General features: G+C 71.3%; 16 protein-coding genes and 1 pseudogene. 7 read left to right on the top strand and 10 right to left on the bottom strand.

Annotation, left to right across the window (positions count from 1 at the left end; all coding sequences use genetic code 11):
* The first annotated feature begins 26 nt into the window (after positions 1-26).
* The gene (locus EBE87_RS12655; RefSeq protein WP_199707597.1) at positions 27-581 is read left to right on the top strand and encodes a sterol desaturase family protein; all 555 of its coding nucleotides are present in this window, start codon (positions 27-29) and stop codon (positions 579-581) included.
* Here the strand turns inward: EBE87_RS12655 and EBE87_RS12650 are convergent.
* The 4 genes from EBE87_RS12650 to EBE87_RS12635 all read right to left on the bottom strand — a co-directional run bounded on the left by EBE87_RS12650 (position 526) and on the right by EBE87_RS12635 (position 5,724).
* The gene (locus tag EBE87_RS12650; RefSeq protein WP_120639494.1) at positions 526-1,452 is read right to left on the bottom strand and encodes a phytoene/squalene synthase family protein; all 927 of its coding nucleotides are present in this window, start codon (positions 1,450-1,452) and stop codon (positions 526-528) included. The two genes, EBE87_RS12655 and EBE87_RS12650, sit on opposite strands and share 56 nt — an antisense overlap.
* Positions 1,449-2,933, bottom strand: a complete 1,485-nt coding sequence (locus EBE87_RS12645) for a phytoene desaturase (protein ID WP_233560095.1) — start codon at positions 2,931-2,933, stop codon at positions 1,449-1,451. Before EBE87_RS12645 ends, EBE87_RS12650 begins: the two co-directional genes overlap by 4 nt.
* 186 nt (positions 2,934-3,119) lie before the next feature.
* A complete protein-coding gene (locus EBE87_RS12640) occupies positions 3,120-4,016 on the bottom strand; it encodes an alpha/beta hydrolase (protein ID WP_120639492.1) in 897 nt (298 codons plus the stop codon).
* 73 nt (positions 4,017-4,089) lie between these two features.
* Positions 4,090-5,724 (bottom strand): ABC transporter substrate-binding protein, encoded by a 1,635-nt coding sequence (locus tag EBE87_RS12635; RefSeq protein WP_120639491.1) that lies wholly within the window; start codon positions 5,722-5,724, stop codon positions 4,090-4,092.
* 137 nt (positions 5,725-5,861) lie between these two features.
* On the opposite strand from EBE87_RS12635, the gene EBE87_RS12630 reads away from it, so the two are divergent.
* The 5 genes from EBE87_RS12630 to EBE87_RS12610 all read left to right on the top strand — a co-directional run bounded on the left by EBE87_RS12630 (position 5,862) and on the right by EBE87_RS12610 (position 12,775).
* Positions 5,862-7,472, top strand: coding sequence for an ABC transporter substrate-binding protein (locus EBE87_RS12630; RefSeq protein ID WP_233553319.1), 1,611 nt, complete (start codon positions 5,862-5,864; stop codon positions 7,470-7,472).
* Positions 7,473-7,526: 54 nt separating this feature from the next.
* Positions 7,527-8,546 (top strand): ABC transporter permease, encoded by a 1,020-nt coding sequence (locus tag EBE87_RS12625; RefSeq protein ID WP_120639490.1) that lies wholly within the window; start codon positions 7,527-7,529, stop codon positions 8,544-8,546.
* Positions 8,539-9,348: an ABC transporter permease gene (locus EBE87_RS12620; RefSeq protein ID WP_120639489.1), complete on the top strand. Its 810-nt coding sequence runs from the start codon at positions 8,539-8,541 to the stop codon at positions 9,346-9,348. Before EBE87_RS12625 ends, EBE87_RS12620 begins: the two co-directional genes overlap by 8 nt.
* Positions 9,345-11,180, top strand: coding sequence for a dipeptide ABC transporter ATP-binding protein (locus EBE87_RS12615; RefSeq protein WP_120639488.1), 1,836 nt, complete (start codon positions 9,345-9,347; stop codon positions 11,178-11,180). Before EBE87_RS12620 ends, EBE87_RS12615 begins: the two co-directional genes overlap by 4 nt.
* A gap of 173 nt (positions 11,181-11,353) precedes the next feature.
* Entirely contained in the window at positions 11,354-12,775 is a 1,422-nt protein-coding gene (locus EBE87_RS12610; RefSeq protein ID WP_199707589.1) for an MFS transporter, read from the top strand.
* Positions 12,776-12,814: 39 nt separating this feature from the next.
* Here the strand turns inward: EBE87_RS12610 and EBE87_RS29690 are convergent, their stop codons facing one another.
* Complete coding sequence (locus EBE87_RS29690; RefSeq protein ID WP_233553318.1) at positions 12,815-13,045, bottom strand: hypothetical protein; 231 nt, start codon at positions 13,043-13,045, stop codon at positions 12,815-12,817.
* Here EBE87_RS29690 and EBE87_RS30470 point away from each other — a divergent pair.
* Positions 12,938-13,390 (top strand): annotated as a pseudogene (locus tag EBE87_RS30470) (class I SAM-dependent methyltransferase); the annotation flags it as partial. The gene EBE87_RS29690 and the pseudogene EBE87_RS30470 overlap by 108 nt on opposite strands.
* A 282-nt stretch (positions 13,391-13,672) precedes the next feature.
* Here EBE87_RS30470 and EBE87_RS12600 read toward each other — a convergent pair.
* From EBE87_RS12600 to EBE87_RS12580, 5 genes are all read right to left on the bottom strand, one after another.
* Positions 13,673-14,701, bottom strand: coding sequence for an MBL fold metallo-hydrolase (locus EBE87_RS12600; RefSeq protein ID WP_120639486.1), 1,029 nt, complete (start codon positions 14,699-14,701; stop codon positions 13,673-13,675).
* A gap of 171 nt (positions 14,702-14,872) precedes the next feature.
* Positions 14,873-16,717 carry a DNA mismatch repair endonuclease MutL gene (gene mutL / locus EBE87_RS12595; protein WP_122140017.1) on the bottom strand — a complete coding sequence of 615 codons (1,845 nt, stop codon included), beginning with the start codon at positions 16,715-16,717 and terminating at the stop codon, positions 14,873-14,875.
* 54 nt (positions 16,718-16,771) lie between these two features.
* Positions 16,772-18,433, bottom strand: coding sequence for a glucose-6-phosphate isomerase (pgi, locus tag EBE87_RS12590; RefSeq protein WP_120640837.1), 1,662 nt, complete (start codon positions 18,431-18,433; stop codon positions 16,772-16,774).
* A 122-nt stretch (positions 18,434-18,555) separates the two neighbouring features.
* Complete coding sequence (locus EBE87_RS12585; protein WP_120640838.1) at positions 18,556-19,821, bottom strand: M16 family metallopeptidase; 1,266 nt, start codon at positions 19,819-19,821, stop codon at positions 18,556-18,558.
* Complete coding sequence (locus tag EBE87_RS12580) at positions 19,818-21,233, bottom strand: M16 family metallopeptidase (RefSeq protein ID WP_120640840.1); 1,416 nt, start codon at positions 21,231-21,233, stop codon at positions 19,818-19,820. The genes EBE87_RS12585 and EBE87_RS12580 overlap by 4 nt, the downstream gene beginning before the upstream one ends.
* Positions 21,234-21,253 lie beyond the last annotated feature (20 nt).

Raw genomic sequence — 21,253 nt, 5'->3', positions numbered from 1 at the left:
AGCCGGTTCAGCACAGGGAGGCCGACTTGGCCGAAGCTTTCTTCTCGTTCTCTTGGCTGCTGCCGGCGGGCATCGTCCTCGGCACCGTGCTCGGCATGGAACTGGTGGCCTATCTGGCGCATCGCTACCTGATGCATGGCTGGGGCTGGGGCTGGCACAAATCCCATCATGAGGCGCATGACGGCTGGTGGGAACGCAACGACCTCTATGCCGTGGTCTTCGCCGGCTTCTCGCTGCTGCTGATGTGGCTGGACCCGGAGCACCGGGGCCTGTTCTGGCTGGGCATCGGCATGGCCACCTACGGCTTCCTGTATTTCGTGGTGCATGACGGGCTGGTGCACCGGCGCTGGCCTTTCCACTGGGTGCCGCGCCGGGGCTACATGCAGCGGCTGTATCAGGCGCACCGGCTGCACCACGCGGTGGAAGGCAAGGATGGCTGCGTCTCCTTCGGCTTTCTCTATGCGCCGCCGGTGCGGGTGCTGCGGCAGCGCCTGCGGGAACAGCATGGCACCGCGCCCGGCGATGTCAGGGCCGGCGCCACAGATCCGGCCGCCGAGGCGGCGCTGCCCGACGGGCCGTAAGCGCCGCCATGCCGCCGGCACCGACATGCCACAGCTTGCGGTGCTTCGGCACCACCACCCGCCGGTCCCAGCCGGCGGCGCCCTGGATGCGCAGGCGGGTGCCGATTTCGCGGTACACGCCGCGCGCCGTGGCCACCGCCCAGGCGGCGCGCGGCGGCAAAGCCGCCAGCCCGGCAAAGGCTGAATCGTAAAAAGGCTCCGCCGCATCCAGCAGCCGGGTGGCGACGCCGGCCAGCGCCGCGCGATGGCGCGGGTCGGCGATCTCCTCCGGCGGGATGCCGGCTTCCGCCAGCCACTCCGCCGGCAGGTAGATGCGGCCCAGCGCGGCATCGTCCAGCACGTCCCGCGCGATGTTGGTGAGCTGGAAGCCGAGGCCGAGGTCGCAGGCGCGGTCCAGCGTATCCTCCGCTTCCGGCGGCACGCCCATCACCAGCGCCATCATGATGCCGACCACGCCAGCCACATGGTAGCTGTAGCGCAGCGTGTCATCGAGCGTGCGGTATTGTGCGCCCTCCACATCCATCGCGAAGCCCTGGAGCAGTTCCAGCGGGTAGCGCTGCGGAATGCGGTGCCGCGCGGCGACGCGGGCGAAGCCGGTGAAGACCGGGTCCGGCATCGGCGTGCCGGAAAGGGCCCGGCGTGTCTGCATGAACAGCGCGTCCAGCCGCTGCTGCGGCGTCTCGCCGCTGTTCTGGCCGGCCGCGAAGCCGGCGACCTGCCCATCCACCACATCGTCGCAATGGCGGCACCAGGCGTAGAGCATCCAGGCATCCTCGCGCATCTCGCGCCCGAAGAGGCGCGAGGCGATCGCGAAGCTCTTGGAGCCGGTGCGGATCGAGGCCTCGCCGGCCTCCACCACCGCATCGGTCATGGCATGCCCTCCAGCATCAGCCCCGCCGTGGCCTTGGCGGAGCCCACCACGCCCGGCACGCCCGCGCCCGGATGCGTGCCGGCGCCGACGAAATACAGGTTGCGGATGACATCGTCGCGGTTGTGCGTGCGGAAGAAAGCCGATTGCGTCAGCACCGGTTCCAGCGAGAAGGCGGAACCGTGGTGGCTGTTCAGATCGTCCCGGAAGCCATCCGGCGTCAGGATATGGCTGGTGACGAGGTCGCGCTTCAACCCGGGAATGTAGCGTTCATCAAGGTAATCCAGGATGCGGTCGCGGTAGCGCGGGCCTTCCACCGACCAGTCGATCGGCGCGTTGCCGAGATGCGGCACGGGGGAGAGCACGTAATAGGCGCTGTGCCCCGGCGGCGCGAGGCTTGGGTCCGTCACGCTCGGCGCATGCAGGTAGAGGGAAAAATCCTCGGGCAATGCGCTGCCGCGGAAGATCTCCCGGATCAGCTCGCGGTAGCGGGCACCGAAGAGCACCATGTGGTGCCGCAGGTCCCGTCGCTCGCCCCGCAGCCCGAAATAGATCACGAAGAGCGACATGGACCAGCGCTTGCGTGCCAGCTTGCGCGCCGCCGCCTGCCCGCGCGGCGTGCCTTCCAGCAGGCGCGCGTAGGTGTGCATCACATCGGCATTGCTGGCGACATTGTCGAATTGGCCATGCCAGCCATCGGCGCAGCGGATGCCGGTGGCGCGCGGCCCCTGTGTCTCGATCCGCGCCACCTCGGCGCCGCAGCGGATGGTGCCGCCCAGATCCTCGAAGAGTTTTACCAACGCCCGCACCAGCGCGCCGGTGCCGCCGCGCGGGAACCAGACGCCCCAGCGTCGTTCCAGCGCATGGATCAGCGCATAGATCGAGGAAGTGGCGAAAGGATCGCCGCCCACCAGCAGGGAATGGAAGGAGAAGGCCTGCCGCAGATGCTCATTCCGGATGAAGCGGGAAACCATGCCATAGACGGTGCGGTCGGCGCGCAGCCGCACAAGCTGCGGCGCCACGCGCACCATGCTGGCGAAATCCAGGAAGGGTTTTGAGCCCAGCTTGATGTAGCCTTCCTGCAGCAGCTCCTCGGAATAGCGCAGGAAGCGGCGGTAGCCTTCCACATCGGCCGGCGACTTGGCGGCGATCTGCGCGTCCAGCGCCGCCTGGTCGTTCACGTAGTCGAAGCGGAAGCCGTCTTCCCAGCAGAGCTGGTAGAAGGGGCTGACCGGCAGCATCTCGATGTAATCCGACATGCGGCGGCCGGAGAGGGCGAACAGCTCCTCCAGGCAGCCGGGGTCGGTGATGACGGTGGGGCCGCCATCGAAGGTGAAGCCGTCCTGTTCATAGACATAGGCGCGGCCGCCGGGTTTGTCGCGCTTCTCCAGCAGGGTGACGTCATGGCCGGCGGATTGCAGCCGGATGGCCAGGGCCAGCCCGCCGAAGCCGGAGCCGATGACCGCCGTGCGCGGCCGCGTCACGACGTTCATCGCGGGGCGCGCGTGGGGGCGGTGCGCGTTGCGGCGCGGCGGGGAGGATGGATCATCAGGTTCATATAGAGGGGGTCTCCCCTTCGCCAAGCGGCCCGCCACGCATCGTGCTGGGGGTTTCCGCCGGCGCCGGTGGCGGGTGCGCCATATCCGCGCCCCACCACCGGCTGGCGCGCCTTACAGCGCGCCGGCGCCGCCCTTGGCCCAGGAGCGCAGGGTGGCGTCGTCCGTCATGGCCTTGTCGAACCACAGGCTGGCGCAGACGCGGGAGATGACATCGCCGTCGTGGCCGATATGCGGCACCGGCACCAGCGTCCAGTTGCAGGCCACGCCACGCCGCGCGGCCTCGGCCTGCCCGGCGGCCAGGTAGTTATGCGCCCGCGCGAAGCGGTGCGGCCCCTGCGCGATGGCGCCGGCATTGGCCGGCAGGCTGGGGCCGGAGGTCTCGATATCCTGCTCGCCCGCCAGGATCAGCAGCGGGAAGGCCAGCAGGCGCAGCAGCTCCGCCTCGCCCAGGCCGATGCCGCCGAGGCCGTCCGGGAAATCCTTCTCCAGCGTCGGCAGCGTGTACCAGCCGGGATTGCCGACCGCGATGGCCTCGAAGACATCCAGCGGCTGGGTGGAGGCCATGCGGTGGCCGAACTGCCCGCCCGCCGAGTGGCCGTAGAAATAAGCCTTCTGCCGCCGCGTGATGCCGGCCTGTTGCAGCCAGGCGAAGACGCGCGCGGGCACGGCGTAGCCCCACTTCTCGCGCGGCTGCACCGTGCCGTCCTTCAGCAGGACATGGCCGTTGTTGTAGACCTCGGCGCCCGGATAATGCTCGTTGTCGAAATTGGGCGCCACGATCAGCAGCCCGTGCTTGTCGGCCGCCGGAATCCAGAAGTCGCGGTATTCGTCGCCATTGCGGTTCATGCCGTGCTGCACCAGCACCACCGGGCTGTCCGGCGTGAAATTCGCCGGGCGGTAGGTATGCAGCACCAGCGGGCGCGTGGGTTCGCCGGCCTCGTCGGTGAAGGGAATGGCATTGCGGCCGGGGGCGGCGAGCGCCTGGGCCAGGATATCGGCAAAGCTCATGGAACAGTCCTGCTGAAGGGGCAGATGCGGGCGCGCCGAGCGGGCGGAAGGCCCGGCGGCGCGTGGCGCGGCGTTATTCGGCGGCCGTGACCTCGGTCGCCATCGTGGTCTGGTCCACCCGGCCCGGATAGGCCAAGCCCTTGCGGAAGGCCCAGACCGCGCTTTCGAACTGCACCGGGATCACCGGCATCTCTTCCAGCGCCACCTTGCCGGCTTCCTGCAGCAGCTTGACGCGCGCGGCCTCGTCCATGGTGACCTTGGCGCGGCCGGCCAGCTCATCGAAGCGCGCATCGGACCAGCCGCCGTAGTTGCTGGTGCCAAGGCCGCGCTCGCGGTCCGTGCTCATCAGCCAGGCGTTGAAGAACATCAGCGTCTCCGCCGCATCCGAGCCCCAGCCGCCCATGGCGACGCTGAATTCCCGCTTGCCGCGCCGGCCGAAGTAGACGGAGGAGGGCATGGCATCCAGCTCCACCTTCACGCCGATGCGCTGCCAGAACTGCGCCAGCACCTGCGCCAGCCGGGCATCGTTGATGTAGCGGTTGTTGGTAGCATGGAAGGTGAAGGAGAAGCCGTCGGGGTAGCCCGCCTGCTTCAGCAACTCCTTCGCCTTCGCCGGGTCATAGGGCAGCACCGGCAGGCCGGGGATGGTGCCCGCCATGCCATCCGGCAGGAACTGCGCCGCGGGCAGGGCGATGCCGTCCATCACCCGGCTCTCGATCGCCTTGCGGTCGATGGCCAGGGACAGCGCCTGCCGCACCCGTGCGTCCTGCAGCGGGTTCTTGCCCTGGCCGCCATTGATGAAGGGGCTGGGGCTGCGGCCGGTATCGAGCTGGATGAAGATCTGCCGCGTGGTTGGCTTGGCCGTGATGCGGAAGCCGGCATTCTCCCGCAGCCGCGGCAGGTCGCCGGTGGCGGGGCTCTCGATCACGTCGTAGTCGCCCGCCAGCAGCCCGGCGAGGCGCGGCCCGGCAGCGGTCACCGGCGTCATGCGCACCACCTGCCAATGCGGCTTGGGGCCCCAGTAGTCGTCGTTGCGCCGCAGCTCGGTGGTGGCATTGCGGCTGTAGCTGGCCAGCTTGTAGGGGCCGGTGCCGATGGCGGCGGAAGTGTCGTTGAACTGCGCGGCGGAAGGCCAGGGGCCGGCGAAGCCGCAATCCTCGCCCTTGGAGAAGTCCAGCTTCGTCTGGTTGATCAGGCTCTGCGGCAGGATCGTCAGGTTGCTGATGTCGCTCAGCAGCAGCGGCTCCGGCTCCTTGGTGGTGACGCGGATGCTGCGCTCGTCCAGCACCTCCACCTTCTCCAGCCGTCGCACGATGCGGGAATAGGACTGGACGACCTCGTCCTTGTTGTTCTGCGCGCGGCAGAAGGTGAAGAGTACGTCGGCCGCCGTGAAGGGCTGGCCATTGTGGAAGCGCACGCCCGGGCGCAGCCGGAAGGTCCATTCGCGGTCGCCCTCCCGCGTCCAGCTCTCGGCCAGGCCGGGCTGCGCGACGAGGTCGGCATCCAGGTCCACCAGCCCTTCGAAGATATGCTGGCGCAGGCTGTTGTTCGGCGTCAGCGAATAGTTCAGCGGGTCGGCCGAGGTGGTCTCGGCGGAGAGTGCGATGCGCAGCGTCTGCGCGCCGGCGGGCAGGGCGGTGCCGCCCAGGACCAAGGCCAGCGCCGGCAGCAGCGCGCGCCGGGCCAGGGTGGCGGTGATTCCTGTCATGGGGCGATATCCTCTGGGTTTGCGGAGAAGAACACTCCTTCGCAAACGATTGCAACCGGCCCACCGGACTGGCCGCGTCCCGGCCGCTGGGGCATAGGCGCCGCGCGGCGCCGCTTTGCCGTGGATGGAGGAGACGGATGATGCAGCGCCGCGATGTCGCGAAGCTGGCCGCCTGGATGGGCCTTTCCGGCGGGCTTTCTGCCCTGCCGCTGCGCCGGGCGCAGGCGCAGAGCCGGGCGGAAAGCCTGCGCGTGCTGACGGAAGGCGCGCCCAACAGCTTCGACCCCATCGGCCCCGGCGTGAACCGCTATGCCATCGAGCTGCACTGGAACGCCTATGACCGGCTGCTGCGTTTCGGCACCGTGGAGCGGCCCGACGGCACGCTGTCCTACGATTACTTCACGCTGGAAGGGGAACTGGCGGAGCGCTGGGAAGTCTCCGAAGGCGGCCGCGCCATCACGCTCTTCCTGCGCCCCGATGCCCGCTTCCATGACGGCAGCCCGGTGACGGCCGAGGATGTGAAATGGTCGCTGGACCGCATGGTCAGCCTGCCCATCGGCCGCGCGCAATTCGCCACCGGCTCCATGACCGGCACGGAGCAGTTCACCGTGCTGGACGCGCGCAGCATCCGCATCACCACGCCGCGCCCGGACCGCTTCACCCTGCCCAACCTGGCCCTGGCGCAGCCGGTGATCTTCAATGCCCGCATCGCCCGCGCCCATGCCACCGAGGCCGACCCCTGGGCGGCGGAATGGCTGCGCACCAATGTGGCCGGCGGCGGCGCCTTCCGGCTGGACAGTCACACTCCCGGCCAGTCCCTGCTGCTTTCCCGCAACGACGAGTGGAAAAGCGGGCCGCTGCCGGCCTTCCGCCGGGTGCTGTGGCAGGTGGTGCCCAGCGCGCAGTCCCGTCGCATCTCGCTGGAGCGCGGTGATGCTGACCTGGTGCAGGACCTGCTGCCGCAGGATGCCGTCTCGATGCGGGAGGAAGGCAAGGTGAAGGTGGTGGGCGTGCCGATGACCGGCGCCTTCCATTTCATCGGCATGAACAATGCCCTGCCGCCCTTCGACAACGTGAAGGTGCGGCAGGCCATCGCCTATGCGCTGCCCTACCGCCAGATGTTCGAGGCCGCGCTGTTCAGCCGCGGTGCGCCGCTCTTCGGCGGCACGGCCGGGGAGGCGGAGGGCACGCTGTTTCCGCAGCCGCTGGGCTATGACACCGACCCCGCGCGGGCCCGCGCGCTGCTGGCCGAGGCCGGGTTGCCGGATGGCTTCGAGACCACCTTCTCCTTCGACCTCTCGCTCGCCACGGTGGCAGAGCCGGTGGCGCTGCTGGTGCAGGAAGCGCTGGGCAAGGCCGGCATCCGCGTCACCATCAACAAGGTGCCGGGCGGGCAGCTCGGCACGCTGCTGGAGAAGAAGGCAGTGCCCTTCTTCTATGAAAGCTCGGCCGCCTATCTGGCGCCGGCGGATTACTTCTTCCGCATCTTCTACCATGGCCCGACGCGTTGGAATTTCGGCAGCTACGACAACGCGGAATTCAAGGCGCTGGTGGAGCGTACGCGCTTCCTGCCCGAAGGCGCGGAATACGATGCCGATGTGAAGCGCATGATCGCGCTGGCGAAGCAGGAGGTGCCGATCATCCTGCTCTGGCAACCGGCGCTGGACACCGGCATGCAGAAGAATGTGGAAGGCTATAAGTATCTCTTCCACCGCATGCTGGACATGCGCACCCTGAAACGGAGCTGATGGAAGTGGCGGGGATGACGCGGCAGGCCGCCCGCCCGCGCGCGGGCTGATCCGGTGGCGGGGCTGCTGCGCCGCCTGCTGGCGCTGGTGCCGGTGCTGCTGGGCGTCACGCTGGCCAGCTTCCTGCTGACCTGGCTGCTGCCGGGGGACCCGGCGGTCTTCTTCGCCAACAGCGTCACCGCCGATGCCGCCACGGTCGCGGCGCTGCGGGCCAAAATGGGGCTGGACCTGCCGCTGTGGCAGCAGTTCCTGGCCTATCTGGCGCAACTGGCGCGGGGCGACCTCGGGCAATCCATCCAGACCGGCCAGCCGGTGGCGGCGGACCTGCTGCAACGCCTGCCGGCCTCGGCGGAGCTGACGCTGGCGGCGCTCGGCGCCGCGCTGCTGCTGGCGCTGCCGCTCGGCATCGCGGCGGCGCTGCGGCCGGGCTCCGTCATCGACCATGCGTGCCGGGTGTTGAGCGTGGCCGGCGTGGCGCTGCCCAGCTTCGTCACCGGCCTGCTGCTGATCTATGTCTTCTACTTCCACCTGGGCCTGGCGCCGGAGCCGATCGGCCGCCTCGACCCCTTCGCCATCCCGCCGCCGCGCGTCACCGGCTTCCTGCTGCCGGATACGCTGCTGGCAGGGGATGGCGCCGGCTTCCTGGCCGCCGCGCGGCAACTGGTGCTGCCGGCCGCCACCATGGCGCTGTTTGCCCTGGCGCCGCTGGCGCGGATGACGCGCGCGGCCATGCTGGATGTGCTGGGCAGCGACTTCATCCGTGCCGCCCGCGCGCATGGGCTGCGGCGCCGACGCATCGTCTTGTCCTATGCCCTGCGCAATGCGCTGCTGCCGGTGGTCACCACGCTGGGCATGGTGTTTTCCAGCATGCTCGGTGCCAATGTGCTGGTGGAGCGCGTCTTCGCCTGGCCCGGCATCGGCTCCTACGCGCTCGATGCGCTGCTGGGGCTGGATTACGCGCCGGTGCAGGGCTTCATGCTGGTCATGGCCGGCCTGCTGGTGGGCGTGAACCTGCTGGTGGACCTGCTCTGCGCCATCATCGACCCGCGCAGCGGGCTGCTGCGCGATGCGTAGCCCGCTGGCCCTGGCCGCCGGCCTTATCCTGGCCCCGCTGATTTTCTGCGCCCTGTTCGGCCTCTGGCTCGTGCCCTACGACCCCATCGCCACCCAGGCCGGCATGGCGCTGCATCCGCCCTCGGCGGCGCATTGGTTCGGCACGGACCAGTTGGGGCGCGATGTCTTTTCCCGCGTGGTGGTGGCGGCGCGGCTGGACCTCGGGATCGCCTTCGTGGCGGTGCTGCTCTCGCTGGCCCTGGGCGCGGTGCTGGGCGCGGCGATGGGCTACTTTCAGGGCTGGCTGGATGCGGTGGCCGGGCGCGTCACGGATGTGCTGATGGCCTTTCCGCTCTTCATGCTGGCCATGGTGCTGGTGGGGGCGCTGGGGCCTTCCGCCACCGCCGTGGTCTGCGCCACCGCCGCCGTGAACCTGCCCTTCTACATCCGCCTCGCCCGCGCCGAGGCCAGCATCCGCCGCCACCTGGGCTATGTGGAGGCCGCGCGGGTCGGCGGCTCCGGCCACGGCCGCATCCTGCGCGTCTTCCTGCTGCCGAATATCCTGCCGCCGCTGCTGGTGCAGGCCTCGGTCAATCTCGGCTGGGCGGTGCTGAACACCGCCGGGCTGTCGTTCCTCGGCCTCGGCATCCGTGCCCCGGCGCCGGAATGGGGGATCATGGTGGCGGAGGGGGCGCAGTTCGTCATCTCCGGCCGGTGGTGGATCGCGGCTTTTCCCGGCCTCGCGCTGATGCTGGCGGTGCTCGGCTTCAACCTGCTGGGCGACGCGCTGCGCGAGGTGGTGGACCCACGCCGGCGCGGATGAGCCCGCCGCTGCTCTCGGTGCGCGGCCTCGCCGTCGCCTTCCGCACCCGTGGTGGCGACGTGCAGGCGCTGCACGGCATGTCGTTCGACCTGCGGCCGGGCGAGATGCTGGGCATCGTGGGGGAGAGCGGATCCGGCAAATCCACCGCCGCCCTGGCCTTGACCGGCCTGCTGGGCCCCGCCGGGCGAGTGACGGCCGGGCAGGCGCTTTTCGAGGGCCAGGACCTGCTGGCCATGGAGGAGCGCGCCCTGGCCCGGCTGCGCGGCGCCAAGCTGGCCATGGTCTTCCAGAACCCGCGCGCGGCGCTGAACCCGGTCCGCCCGGTGGGGCTGCAACTGGCCGATGTTATCGCCCGGCATCATCCCGGCACCGCCGCCGAGACCCGCGCGCGCATGCTGGACGCGCTGCGCCGGATGCGCGTCCCGGACCCGGAGCGGCGCGCCGCGGCCCTGCCGCATGAACTGTCCGGCGGCCTGTGCCAGCGCATTGGCATCGCCCTGGCCATGGCCGGCGAGCCGCGCCTGCTGATCGCGGATGAGCCGACCACCGGCCTCGATGTCACCACCCAGGCGGCGGTGATGGACCTGTTGCACGATGCCCTGCGGGCGCGCGCCGCCGGCTCGCTGCTGATCACGCATGACCTCGCGCTGGCCGCGCAATATTGCGACCGCCTGCTGGTGATGCAGGCGGGGCGGGTGGTGGAGGAAGCGCCGGTCCGCATGCTCTTCGCCGCGCCGCGCCATGCCTATACGGCCCGGCTGTTGCGCGGCATGCCCGCCGCCGCCCGGGGCCTGGAGGATCTGCTGCCGGAGGAAGGCGGCCTGCCGCTCGCCGTCGGCAGCGGGCCTTTGCTGTCGCTGCGCGGGCTGCGCAAATCCTTTCCGCTGCGGCGCCCCGGCCTGTTCCGCCCCCGTCCGCGCCTGGTGGCGCTGGATGGCCTGGACCTGGATATCCATCCGGGGGAGGCCCTGGGGCTGGTAGGGGAATCCGGCTGCGGCAAATCCACCCTGGCCCGGCTGGCCAGCCGGCTGATCGAGCCCGATGCGGGCGAGGTGCTGCTGGAAGGCCAGCCCATCCAGGCCATCCCGCCCGCCGCCTTCGCGGCCTCGCCATGGCGGCGGGCGATCCAGATGGTGTTCCAGGACCCGGCAGGCAGCCTGAACCCGCGCTTCACCGCCTTCGACTGCATCGCCGACCCGCTGCGCCAGTTGCTGCCGGCGGAAGGCGCCGCCGCCCGCCGCGCCAGGGTGGAGGCCGCCGCCGCCCAGGCAGGGCTGCCGCCCGCGCTGCTGCCGCGCTACCCGCACCAGCTTTCGGGCGGGGAGAAGGCGCGGGTGGGCATCGCCCGCGCCATGGCGGTGGAGCCCCGCCTGCTGGTGCTGGACGAGCCCACCGCCTCGCTGGATGCTCCCGTGCAGGCGCTGGTGCTGCGGCTGCTGGCGCGGCTGCGGCGGCAGGCCGGCGTGGCGCTGCTCTTCATCAGCCATGACCTGCATCTGGTGCGGCTGCTCTGCGACCGCGTGGCGGTGATGTATCTGGGCCAGGTGGTGGAGGAAGGCCCGGCCCGGCAGGTCTTCACGGCGCCCCGCCATCCTTATACCGCAGCGCTGCTCTCCGCCCTGCCGCGCCCGCCCGGCGCCATGCCTGCCCAGCCCCTGCGGCTGGAAGGCGAGCCGCGCAGCCCGGTGGAGCCCGATCCCGGCGCCTGCCGCCTGCATGGCCGCTGCCCGCGCGGCACCGCTTTCTGCGCCACCAACCCACCGGCCCTGCGGCCCGTCGCGACCGGCCAGCAGGCGCGCTGCCACTTTCCGCTGGAAGGAAGCAGCGGCTGAAATCCATACCGGCCAGTCGTCATGCATCAGGAAACCTGATCAATCATTCAGGTAAACGCGATAGACGCCTCCGGATTCCGCCCTAGTTTGCACCAGGAGATCCGGCCCGGACCCATGAGGCGCCCGGCTGGCGGACGGCGCATCGAAAGATGTCCGATTAGTAATTTAGAAGAATGAACAAGAACCCGGGGGAGGGGATGGCGATGGCCTCGCATGTCGTCAACGCGGCGGGCCGGCTCGACCGGCTGCCGATCGGCCGCTTCCATTGGCGGCTCTTCGCGCTGATCGGCGCGGGCATGTTCTTCGATGGGCTGGACAGCTACATCGCCGGCGGCGTGCTGGGCGCGCTGACGCAGTCGGGCTGGTCCGATCTCGGCCTCAACGCGCATTTCATCTCGGCAACCTTTGTCGGCATGACCATCGGCGCCTGGTTCGCCGGCATCGTCGGCGACCGCTACGGGCGGCGCACCGCCTATCAGGTCAACCTGCTGATCTTCGGCCTCGCCTCCCTGGCCGGCGCCTTCGCGCCCTCCATGCCCTGGCTGATCGCGGCGCGGCTCTTCATGGGCATCGGCATCGGGGCCGAGGTGGTGGCCGGCTATGTGATGATGGGTGAGTTCATCCCGCCGCAGCAGCGCGGCCGCTGGGTGGGCGCGCTGGCGGTGATCACCAATTCCGCGCTGTTCTTCGCTTCCGTGATGGGCGCCTTCATTATTCCCGCCCTGGGCTGGCGCTGGATGTTCGGCATTGTCGGCGCCGGCGCGCTGCTGATCTGGCTGGCCCGGCGCGGGTTGCCGGAATCGCCCCGCTGGCTGGAAAGCAAGGGCCGCTTGGCGGAAGCCGAGGCCGCGATGGCGGGCATCGAGGCCGAGGTCTCGCGCGGCGCCCCGCTGCCCGAGCCCTCCCGCCAGGTGCAGCCGGTGCGGAAGCAGGCCGCGATGGCCGATCTCTTCAAGGGCGCCATGCTGGTCCGCACGCTGGTGGGCAGCATGATCATCATCGCCATCAGCGTCGCGCTCTACGGCTTCGTGGGCTGGCTACCGACCTTCTTCGTGAAGCAGGGCCTCGACCTCAACCACTCGCTGGGCTTCACGGCTGCGATGACCCTGGGCAGCCCGCTGGGCAATGCCTTCGCCATGTGGCTAAGCGACAAGGGCGGCCGCAAGGCGGGCCTGCTGGGCTTCACCCTGGCGGCGGCAGTGCTGGGCGTGGTCTATCCCTTTGCGGGCGCCGGCCTGCAGGTGGTGCTGATCGGCTTCCTGCTGGTCTTCTGCATCGGCGTCATGATCGGCGTCGGCTGGGCCGTCTATGTCTCGGAACTCTTCCCCACCGAGATGCGCATGCGCGGCGTCGGCATCTGCAACACCGCCGGGCGCATCGTTTCCATCGCCACGCCCTATGCGGTGGTGGGGCTGTTCAACTTCGGGGGCGTTTCCGCCGTGGTCTTCACCCTGGCCGGCATCCTGGTGGTGATGGCGCTGCTGGTGGCCCTCTTCGGCATCGAGACCCGCAGCCGCAGCCTGGAAGACCTGCGGCCGGAGGAAGCGGCGCCGCCCATGGCCGCCCCTGCCATGGCGCCGCGCCCGCAGGCCTGAGGGCGCCGATTTCCCTTGCTGGTGCCGCCGGCACCTGCGCTACTCGCCCCCTCGGGAACAGGCGGGATGGCAGGCATGGCGGCCCCCGACCAGGATGGCGCCGAGCCCGGCCTCTGGGCGGCGGGCGAGGCCTATGAGCCTTATGTCGGGCGCTGGAGCCGCCTGGTCGCGGCGGAATTCCTGCGCCGCCTCGGCATCCCGCCCGGCGCCGACTGGCTGGATATCGGCTGCGGCACCGGGGCGCTGAGCGGCCTGATCCTGCGGCACCACGCGCCCGCCTCCGTCCTCGGGGTGGACCCATCCGAGGGCTTTCTCGCCTATGCCCGGCGCGGCCTTTCCGACCCGCGCCTCACCTTCCGCCAGGGCGATGCCCAGGCGCTGCCCGTGCCCGATGCCGCCTTCGATGCCCTGGTCAGCGGGCTGGTGCTGAACTTCGTGCCGGACCCGCCGAAGGCGCTGGCGGAGATGCGCCGCGCCGCCCGCCCGGGTGCCACCGTCGCCGCCTATGTCTGGGATTACGCCGAGGGCATGCAGATGATGCGCCGCTTCTGGGATGCCGCCGCCGCGCTGGACCCCGTCGGCGCCGGCGGCAAGGATGAGGCACTGCGCTTCGCGCTCTGCCGCCCCGAACCGCTGCGCGCCCTGTTCGAGCAGGCCGGGCTGCGCGGGGTGGAGGTGGCGGCCATCGAGATCCCCACCCGCTTCCGCGACTTCGAGGATTACTGGACGCCCTTCCTACGCGGCGGCGCCCCCGCGCCCGCCTATTGCGCGGCCCTGCCGGAGGATCGGCGTGCCGCGCTGCGGGAAAGGCTCCGCGCCACCCTGCCGGTGGCGGCGGATGGCGGCATCCCCCTTTCGGCCCGCGCCTGGCCGTGCGGGGCACCGCCGGTTAGGCCTTCAGGCCGGGTTGTGCGGCAGGGCGGCTTCCGGCGCGCGGCGGTAGCGCGGCAGGCCGTCGGCGCCGTCCTCACGCAGCAGCACGCCGGTGGCCACCAGCCGGTTGAGATGCGCCAGCCCCTCGCCGATGACGAAGCCGATCTGGCTGTCCTCCACCACGCGGGGGAAGAGCACGCGGGCGGCCTCATAGGCCGTCATGGGCACGGTCAGGGCCTTGGTCAGCGTGTCCAGCCGCTCGGCATGGTGGGCGTCCAGCGCATCGATGCGCTCGAGCAGCCCGGTGAAGGGCTCGCCGTGGGAGGGCAGCACCAGCGTGTCGCGCGGCAGGTCGCGGAAGGTCTGGTTGCTGGCCAGGAAGGCGGCCAGGGGGTCGCCATCCGGCTCCCAGCTCACCACGCCGATATAGGGCGAGATGCGCGGCAGGATCTGGTCGGCGCCGATCAGCACGCCCTGCTCGGCCGAGTAGAGGCAGACCATCTCCGGCGCATGGCCACGGCCGACGCGGATCTGCCAGGGGCGGCCATCCACCACCAGCGTCTCCCCGGCCACGAGGCGCTGGTAATGCGGCGGCAGCGGCGTCACCTCGCTGCGGTAGAGCGGGCGGCGGCGGGTCAGGTGGTGCAGGTAGCTCTCCGGCGCGCCGGCGGTGCGGCCGTGGTGCAGCATCTGCGCCGTCAGGTTCGCGCTGTCCTCGGCCAGCAGCAGGCGGGCCAGCAAGTATTCCGTGCGGCTCATCAGCAGCGGTGCCTGCCAGCGCTCGCACATCCAGCCGGCCAGGCCGACATGGTCATAGTGGAAATGCGTGATCAGCACCCGCGTGATGGGCCGGCCTTCCAGCACGCTCGCGAAGGTCTCTTCCCAGAGCTGCTGCGCCCCCTCAGTCTTCGCCCCCGCATCCACCACCAGCCAGCCTTCGCCATCCCGCAGCAGCCAGCAGTTCACGTGGCTGGGGGGGAAGGGTAGGGCCATGCGCAGCCGGAAAAGGCCGGGCGCGATCCGGGTGGCTTCGGCGGGAAGGGTGGCTTGCATCGCCTGGCTTGCTCCACAGCGGTTCTGTTCCGGCGTAGCGCCTGACCCGGCACTTGACCACCAACCTTATGTTGCAATGCATCCAGGGCGGTCGGAAGGCGGCGCCGCCACGGCGCGCGACGCTGGAAACGGAGAGGTCTTTCCCGCCGCAAGCACTGCCGGCGGGCAGGCCTAGCGGCGGCCGAAGAGCTTCTCGAATTCCGCCTTGCCGAAGCGCAGGAAGGTGGGGCGGCCGTGGGAGCAGGTGGCGGCGCGCGGCGTCGCCTCCATCTGCCGCAGCAGCGCGCTCATTTCCTCGGTCTTGAGGCGGCGGCCGGCGCGGATGGAGCCATGGCAGGCCATGCGGGCGATGGCGGCATCCAGCCGGCGGTCGAGCGCGGTGGCTTCCTCCCATTCCGCCAGTTCGGCGGCGAGGTCGCGCAGCAGCGGCGCCGGGTCCGGGTTGCCCAGCAGCGCCGGCATGGCCCGCACCAACAGCGCGCCCGTGCCAAAACCCTCGATCTCCAGCCCCAGCCGGGCCAGGGCGGGGGCGGCCTCGGCTAGGCGCGCGGCATCCAGCGCCGGCATTTCCACCACGGCGGGCAGCAGCAGCGGCTGGCTGCGCACCTCGCCTTCCAGGAACTGCGCGCGCAGCTGCTCATGCATCAGCCGCTCATGCGCCGCGTGCTGGTCCACCAGCACCAGGGCGCCATCCGGGCTTTCGGCCAGGATGTAGGTCTCCAGCAACTGCGCCAGCGGGCGGCCCAGCGGCTGGTCCTCCGGCGGCACGGACGGGGGCGGCGCGGCTTCGGTCGGTGCCTGGGCCGGCAGCGGCGCCGGCAGCCGCAGCCCGGGTTGCCAGCCGCCGGCGCGGGATGCGCCGGGGCGCCAGCCGCCCACCGCCCATTCCTCCAGCAGCCCGCCGGCCGGGCGCGGCGGCGCGGGGGTGAAGCCTTCGCCCTGCGGTGCCTCGGCGAAGCCGGAGGCGGAGGGGGCTGGGGCCTCAGGCAACTCGGCGGAAACAGGGGCGGCGGTGGCGGCGGGCGCGGTGCCGGCGCCCACCGCCAGGGCACGCCGCAGGGCCGAGATCAGCGCGCCGCGCACATTGCCGCCGTCGCGGAAGCGCAGCTCGGTCTTCATGGGATGGACGTTCACATCCACCGCCTCGGGCGGCAGGTCCAGGAAGAGCGCGGCCACCGGGTGCCGACCGCTGGCGATCAGGTCCCGGTAAGCCACCCGCAGCGCTGCCCGCAGCAGCGGGTCCCGCACCGGGCGGCGGTTGACCACCAGATGCTGCTCCGCTCCCGTGGCGCGGGTATGGGTCGGCAGCGCCGCCACGCCATCCAGCGCCAGGTCGTTCCACAGCCCGGACACCGGCACGGCGGCGCGGGCGAATTCCGGCCCCAGCAGCGCCGCCACCCGGCCGGGGCGGTCGCTGGCGGCGAGGTTCAGCACCTCCCGCCCCTCGACCTCGACACGGAAGGCGGTCTCGGGCCAGGCCAGGGCCAGGCGCCGCACCGCCTCCACCGCATGGGCGGCCTCGGTGGGCGGGGTCTTCATGAACTTGCGGCGGGCGGGGGTGGCGAAGAACAGGTCCCGCACCTCGATGCGCGTGCCCGGGGCGCCGGAAGCAGGCGTCACCTCGCCCTTGCGCCCGGCCTCGACGCTGAGGCGATGCGCATCGCCGCCCGCGGCGCGGCTGGTGATGGTCAGGCGCGCCACGGCGGCGATGGAGGGCAGCGCCTCCCCCCGGAAGCCCAGGGTCTGAATGGCGAAAAGGGTGGCCTCGTCCGGCAGCTTGGAGGTGGCGTGGCGCTCCACGGCCAGTTCCAGGTCGGCCGGGCCCATGCCGATGCCGTCATCCTCCACCAGGATGCGCGTCAGGCCGCCGCCTTCCAGCACCACGGAGACATGGCGGGCGCCGGCATCCAGCGCATTCTCCACCAGTTCCTTCACCGCCGCCGCCGGGCGCTCCACCACCTCGCCGGCGGCGATGCGGTCGGCGGTGCCAGGGGGCAGCAGGCGGATCACGTTCATGGCGCAACCGCTAGAGCAGATGGGGGCCGGGCGGCAATGCCCGGCCGCATGGGCTTAGAGGTCCAGCCCCTGCCACGCGCGCAGCTGCTGGATCAGCCCGGTGGTGGAGGGGTCGTGCGGCCCCACCCGGCCTTCCGGCAGCAGCTCCGGCAGGATGGAGGTGGAGAGCTGCTTGCCCAGCTCCACGCCCCATTGGTCGAAGGCATCGATGTCCCAGAGGGCGCCGAGGCAGAAGACCTTGTGCTCATAGAGCGCCACGAGCTGGCCCAGTGTATGCGCATCCAGCCGCGGCAGCACCAGCGTGGTGCTGGGGCGGTCGCCGGGGAAGACGCGGTGCGGCAGCAGGCGCTCGATCTCTTCCGGCGTCTTGCCGGCGGCCAGCATCTCGGCCCGCACGTCCTCCTCGCCCCGGCCACGCAGCAGCGCCTCGGCCTGCGCCAGGCCATTGGCCAGCAGCAGCCGGTGGTTGGCGGCATAGGGGTGGCTCGGGTTGGCGATCAGCACGAAATCCGCCGGCACCGGCGTGGTGCCCTGGTGCAGCAGCTGCATGAAGGAATGCTGCGCATTGGTGCCGGGCTCGCCGAAGAGCACAGGGCCGGTCAGGTGCTGCACCGGCGCGCCGCCGCGCGTGGTGCGCTTGCCCAGGCTTTCCATCTCCAGCTGCTGCAGATGCGCCGGGAAGCGGGAGAGGCGGTGGTCGTAGGGCAGGATGGCGTGGTTATCGAGGCCCAGGCCATTGACGTGCCAGACCGTGGTCAGGGCCAGCAGCAGCGGCAGGTTGCGCTCGGCGGGGGCGGACAGGAAATGCTCGTCCATCGCCCGCGCGCCTTCCAGCAGGCGCATGAAGTCGTCCCAGCCGCAGCCCAGCGCAATGGAAAGCCCGATGGCCGACCAGAGCGAGAAGCGCCCGCCCACCCAGTCCCGGAAGCCGAAGACGCGGTCCGCCGGCACGCCGAATTCGGCGGTGGCCTTGTGGTTGGTGGACAGCGCCACGAGGTGCTGGCGCATCCCCTCGGTGCCCAGGGTCTGTTCCAGCCAGCCGCGCACCAGCCGGGCATTGGCCATGGTCTCGGCCGTGGTGAAGGTCTTGGAGGCGATCAGCACCAGCGTACGCGCCGGGTCCAGCCGGGGGCGGATCAGCTCCCAGTTATGCGCATCCGCATTGGCGAGATACAGCGGCCGCATCGGCGAGGCCTCGTGCCACAGCGCGCGCGAGGCCATGAAGGGCCCGAGGTCGGAGCCGCCGATGCCGATGTTGATGACATCGGTGAAGGGCTCGCCCGTGGCACTGCGGATCTCGCCGGCATGGACGGCGCGGGTGAAGCGCTCCATCGCGGCCAGGGTGTCTGCCACCTCGTCGCTGGCGTCCTCGCAGCCGCCATCCGGGGTGCGGGCATGGAAGCCGGCGGAGCGCGGCGCGCGCAGCGCCATGTGCAGCACGGCGCGGTTCTCGGTGTTGTTCACCAGCTCACCCGCCGCCATGGCATCGCGCGCCGGCATCACCTGCATCGCCTCCGCCAGGCCCAGCAGCGCGCGCATCGCGTCATCGTCGATGGAGGTCTTGGACAGGTCCAGCAGGATGTCGCCGCCCTGCCAGTGGAACTTCTCGAAACGGTCCGGCTGGCGCGAGAACAATGAGCGGATGGCCGCGGCGCCGGGGCGTCGGGCCAGGGACATCAGCCGGGTCCAGGCGGCTTCTCGCGCGGTGGGCGTCATCCAAGTGTCCTGATTGTCTCACCACGCGGGAATCGGTGGCGAAGGCTGTGAAAGCGCCGGAAGAGCCGGCCAGTTTCTACTTCCTGTAGCGAATCTGCCACCACCGTAAAGCCCCGCTGGCGCTACAAACCCTCGGGCTGCCCCGCGATGGTCATGGAGAGCGCCTCCGGCACCAGCAGCCGCTCCGCCACCCGCGCCGCATGGTCCCGCGTCACGGCGCGCAGGCGCTCGGGCCGCTTTTCCAGCCAGTCCAGCGGCCGGCCGTTGCGGCGCATGGCCAGCAGCGTGCCGGCGATGCGGCGGCTGTCGGTGAATTGCAGCGGCTGGCTGCCGGTCAGGAAGGACACGGCATCATCCATTTCCGTCTGGGTCGGACCGCTTTCGGCCATGCGGGCCCATTCGGCGCGCAGCACGCCCAGGGCCTCGCCCACCCGGGCATTGGCGGTGGCGGCGGAACCCACCAGCACGCTGCCCTCGAAGAGCGAATCGAGCCCGGCATAGATGCCATAGGTCAGCCCGCGCTCCTCGCGCAGCGCATGCATCAGGCGGGAGGAGAAGCCGCCGCCGGAAAAGACCCGCAGCAGCACCTGCGCCGCTTCCCAGTCCGGGTCCTGCACCGGAATGCCCTGCTGGCCGAAGATCAGCGTGGATTGCGAGGCCGTGACCGGCACCACCTGGGTGCCGAAGGCGGTGAAGGCGGGCAGCGGTGGCAGGGTGGGCGGCGTGCCTTCCGGCAGGCTGCCGAAGAGCGTGGGCAGCAGGTCGGCCAGCTGCGCGGCGGTGATGGCGCCGCTGGCGGCCACCAGCAGCCCGCCGCGATGGATCTGCCGCGCCATCAGCCCGCGCATGCCATCGACGGTGATGGCGGCGATGCTTTCAGCGGTGCCACTGGAAGGCCGCCCCGCCGGATGGCCGGGATAGGCCGCCGCCCAGAAGGCGCGGGAAGCGCGGCCGCGCGGCCCTTCCAGCGCCTGCCGCGCACCGGCGATGGCGCGGGCGCGCACGCGGGCCACGGCCTCGTCATCGAAGCGCGGCACGGTCATGGCCAGCCGGGCCAGTTCCACCGCGCGCGGCAGGGCCGGCAACAGGGCGCGCAGGCTGCCGTCGAAACCGTCGCGGTCGGCATCGAAGCCGATGCCGATGGCCTCGTCCCGCGCCGCATCGGCGAAGGCGAGCGCGTCCATGGACCCGGCGCCCTCGGTCAGCAGGGAGGAGAGCAGGGAGGCCGCGCCTTCCTGCCCCTCCGGGTCCAGCGCGGCGCCGCCGTCCCAGCCCCAGGCGAGGGACACGACGGGCACGGAATGGTCCTCGGCCAGCCAGGCGGTGAAGCCGCCGGCCTCGACCACCTGGATCGGCAGGGAAAAGCCCTGGGGCACGGTGCCGCTCATGCGCCGCCCACCCCTTCGGGCAGCAGCCAGCCGGTCATGGCCGGGCGGCCCAGCACGGCGCGGGCGGCGGCCTCCACCTGCCCGCGCGTCACGGTGCGGATGCGGGCGGGCCAGTATTCCACCACGTCCAGCGGCAGGCCGGTGGCCAGGGCGCCGCCCAGGATGCGCGGCGCGGTGCCCAGGCTATCCAGCGCCAGCAGGGCGCCGGCGGTGATCTGGCGCGTGGAGCGGGCCACTTCTTCCTCCGTCACGCCGCCATCGAGCAGGGAGGACAGCACGGCCTCCAGCGCCGCCTCCAGCCGGGGCGGGGTGGTGGTGCGGGCGGGGGTGATCTGGATCTCGAAGCCGCCGATGCCGACCGAGTCGCCATCGTATCCCGCATTGGCGCCGACGGCGAGGCCGCTGCGCACCAGCGCCGTGTGCAGGCGCGAGCCCTGGCCGCCGCCCAGCAGATGCGCCAGCACCTCCAGCGGATAGACATGCCGCTGGTCCAGCGGCGCCGGGCCGGCGGAGAGCAGGCTGGGCGCCACCCAGCCGCGCAGGAAGGCGGCTTCCTGCACCTGGGCGTCATGCCGTACCAGCCGCGAATCCAGCGGCGCCGAAGGGGCCGGGGCGCGGCCGCGCGAGGGCAGGGCGAAGGCGGCGCCACGGCTGGCGACGCCGCCGTATTCCTGCTCCACCACCTTCGCCAGCTCGTCGCGGGACACGGCGCCGGCCACCACCAGCGTGGCATTGGCCGGGCTGTAGCCGCGGCTGAAGAATTCCGTCAGGTCGTCGCGCGTCAGGGCCGCGATTTCCTCCGACCAGCCGATCAGCGGCCGGCCGCGCCAGTGCTGGCGGCCCCAGAAGGTGGCGTCATAGGCCTCGCGGAAGCGGCCGCGCGGGGTGCTTTCCACCCGCTGGCGCCGTTCCTCCAGCACCACCTGCCGTTCCGACTCCAGCTCCGCCTGGGGAAAGAGGGGGGCGGCCATGCGGTCCGCCTCCATGCCGGCGACCAGCGGCAGGCGGGAGGCCTCGACATGCTGGTGATAGGCGGTGACGTCGCGGCTGGTGAAGGCATTGTCCTGGCCGCCTTCCTGCGCCACACGGCGGGAAAAGGCGCCGGAGGCCACATGGGCGCTGCCCTTGAACATCATGTGTTCCAGGAAATGCGCCAGCCCGGACTTGCCGGCGGGGTCGTCGCCGCCGCCGATGCCATAGAAGACGTAATGCGCCACCACGGGGGCGCGGCGGTTTTCCACATGCACCACGGCCAGCCCGTTGGGCAGGTGCCAGGTGGCGGCGCCAAAGAGCGGCTTCTCGCCGGCTGACGGCGTGAAGGGGGCGGGCTGGGCTTCCGCTGGCGGCAGGTGGCCAAGCGCGGGAAGGACGGCTGCGGCGGCCAGAGCCGCGCGGCGGGTTATGGGGGCCATGTCGTCCTCCCATGTTGCGC

This window comes from Teichococcus wenyumeiae, assembly GCF_003696345.1.
Classification (GTDB): domain Bacteria; phylum Pseudomonadota; class Alphaproteobacteria; order Acetobacterales; family Acetobacteraceae; genus Pseudoroseomonas; species Pseudoroseomonas wenyumeiae.
Note: the sequence above shows the minus strand (reverse complement) of the source record. Positions and strands in the feature narration are given on the sequence as shown.

Excerpts from the sequence above, each read along its gene's own strand:
- EBE87_RS12650 (WP_120639494.1), bottom strand. The coding sequence starts at position 1,452 with ATGACCGATGCGGTGGTGGAGGCCGGCGAGGCCTCGATCCGCACCGGC.
- EBE87_RS12640 (WP_120639492.1), bottom strand. The coding sequence starts at position 4,016 with ATGAGCTTTGCCGATATCCTGGCCCAGGCGCTCGCCGCCCCCGGCCGC.
- EBE87_RS12635 (WP_120639491.1), bottom strand. The coding sequence starts at position 5,724 with ATGACAGGAATCACCGCCACCCTGGCCCGGCGCGCGCTGCTGCCGGCG.
- EBE87_RS12630 (WP_233553319.1), top strand. The coding sequence starts at position 5,862 with ATGATGCAGCGCCGCGATGTCGCGAAGCTGGCCGCCTGGATGGGCCTT.
- EBE87_RS12620 (WP_120639489.1), top strand. The coding sequence starts at position 8,539 with ATGCGTAGCCCGCTGGCCCTGGCCGCCGGCCTTATCCTGGCCCCGCTG.
- EBE87_RS12615 (WP_120639488.1), top strand. The coding sequence starts at position 9,345 with ATGAGCCCGCCGCTGCTCTCGGTGCGCGGCCTCGCCGTCGCCTTCCGC.
- EBE87_RS12610 (WP_199707589.1), top strand. The coding sequence starts at position 11,354 with ATGAACAAGAACCCGGGGGAGGGGATGGCGATGGCCTCGCATGTCGTC.
- EBE87_RS12600 (WP_120639486.1), bottom strand. The coding sequence starts at position 14,701 with ATGCAAGCCACCCTTCCCGCCGAAGCCACCCGGATCGCGCCCGGCCTT.
- mutL (WP_122140017.1), bottom strand. The coding sequence starts at position 16,717 with ATGAACGTGATCCGCCTGCTGCCCCCTGGCACCGCCGACCGCATCGCC.
- pgi (WP_120640837.1), bottom strand. The coding sequence starts at position 18,433 with ATGACGCCCACCGCGCGAGAAGCCGCCTGGACCCGGCTGATGTCCCTG.
- EBE87_RS12585 (WP_120640838.1), bottom strand. The coding sequence starts at position 19,821 with ATGAGCGGCACCGTGCCCCAGGGCTTTTCCCTGCCGATCCAGGTGGTC.
- EBE87_RS12580 (WP_120640840.1), bottom strand. The coding sequence starts at position 21,233 with ATGGCCCCCATAACCCGCCGCGCGGCTCTGGCCGCCGCAGCCGTCCTT.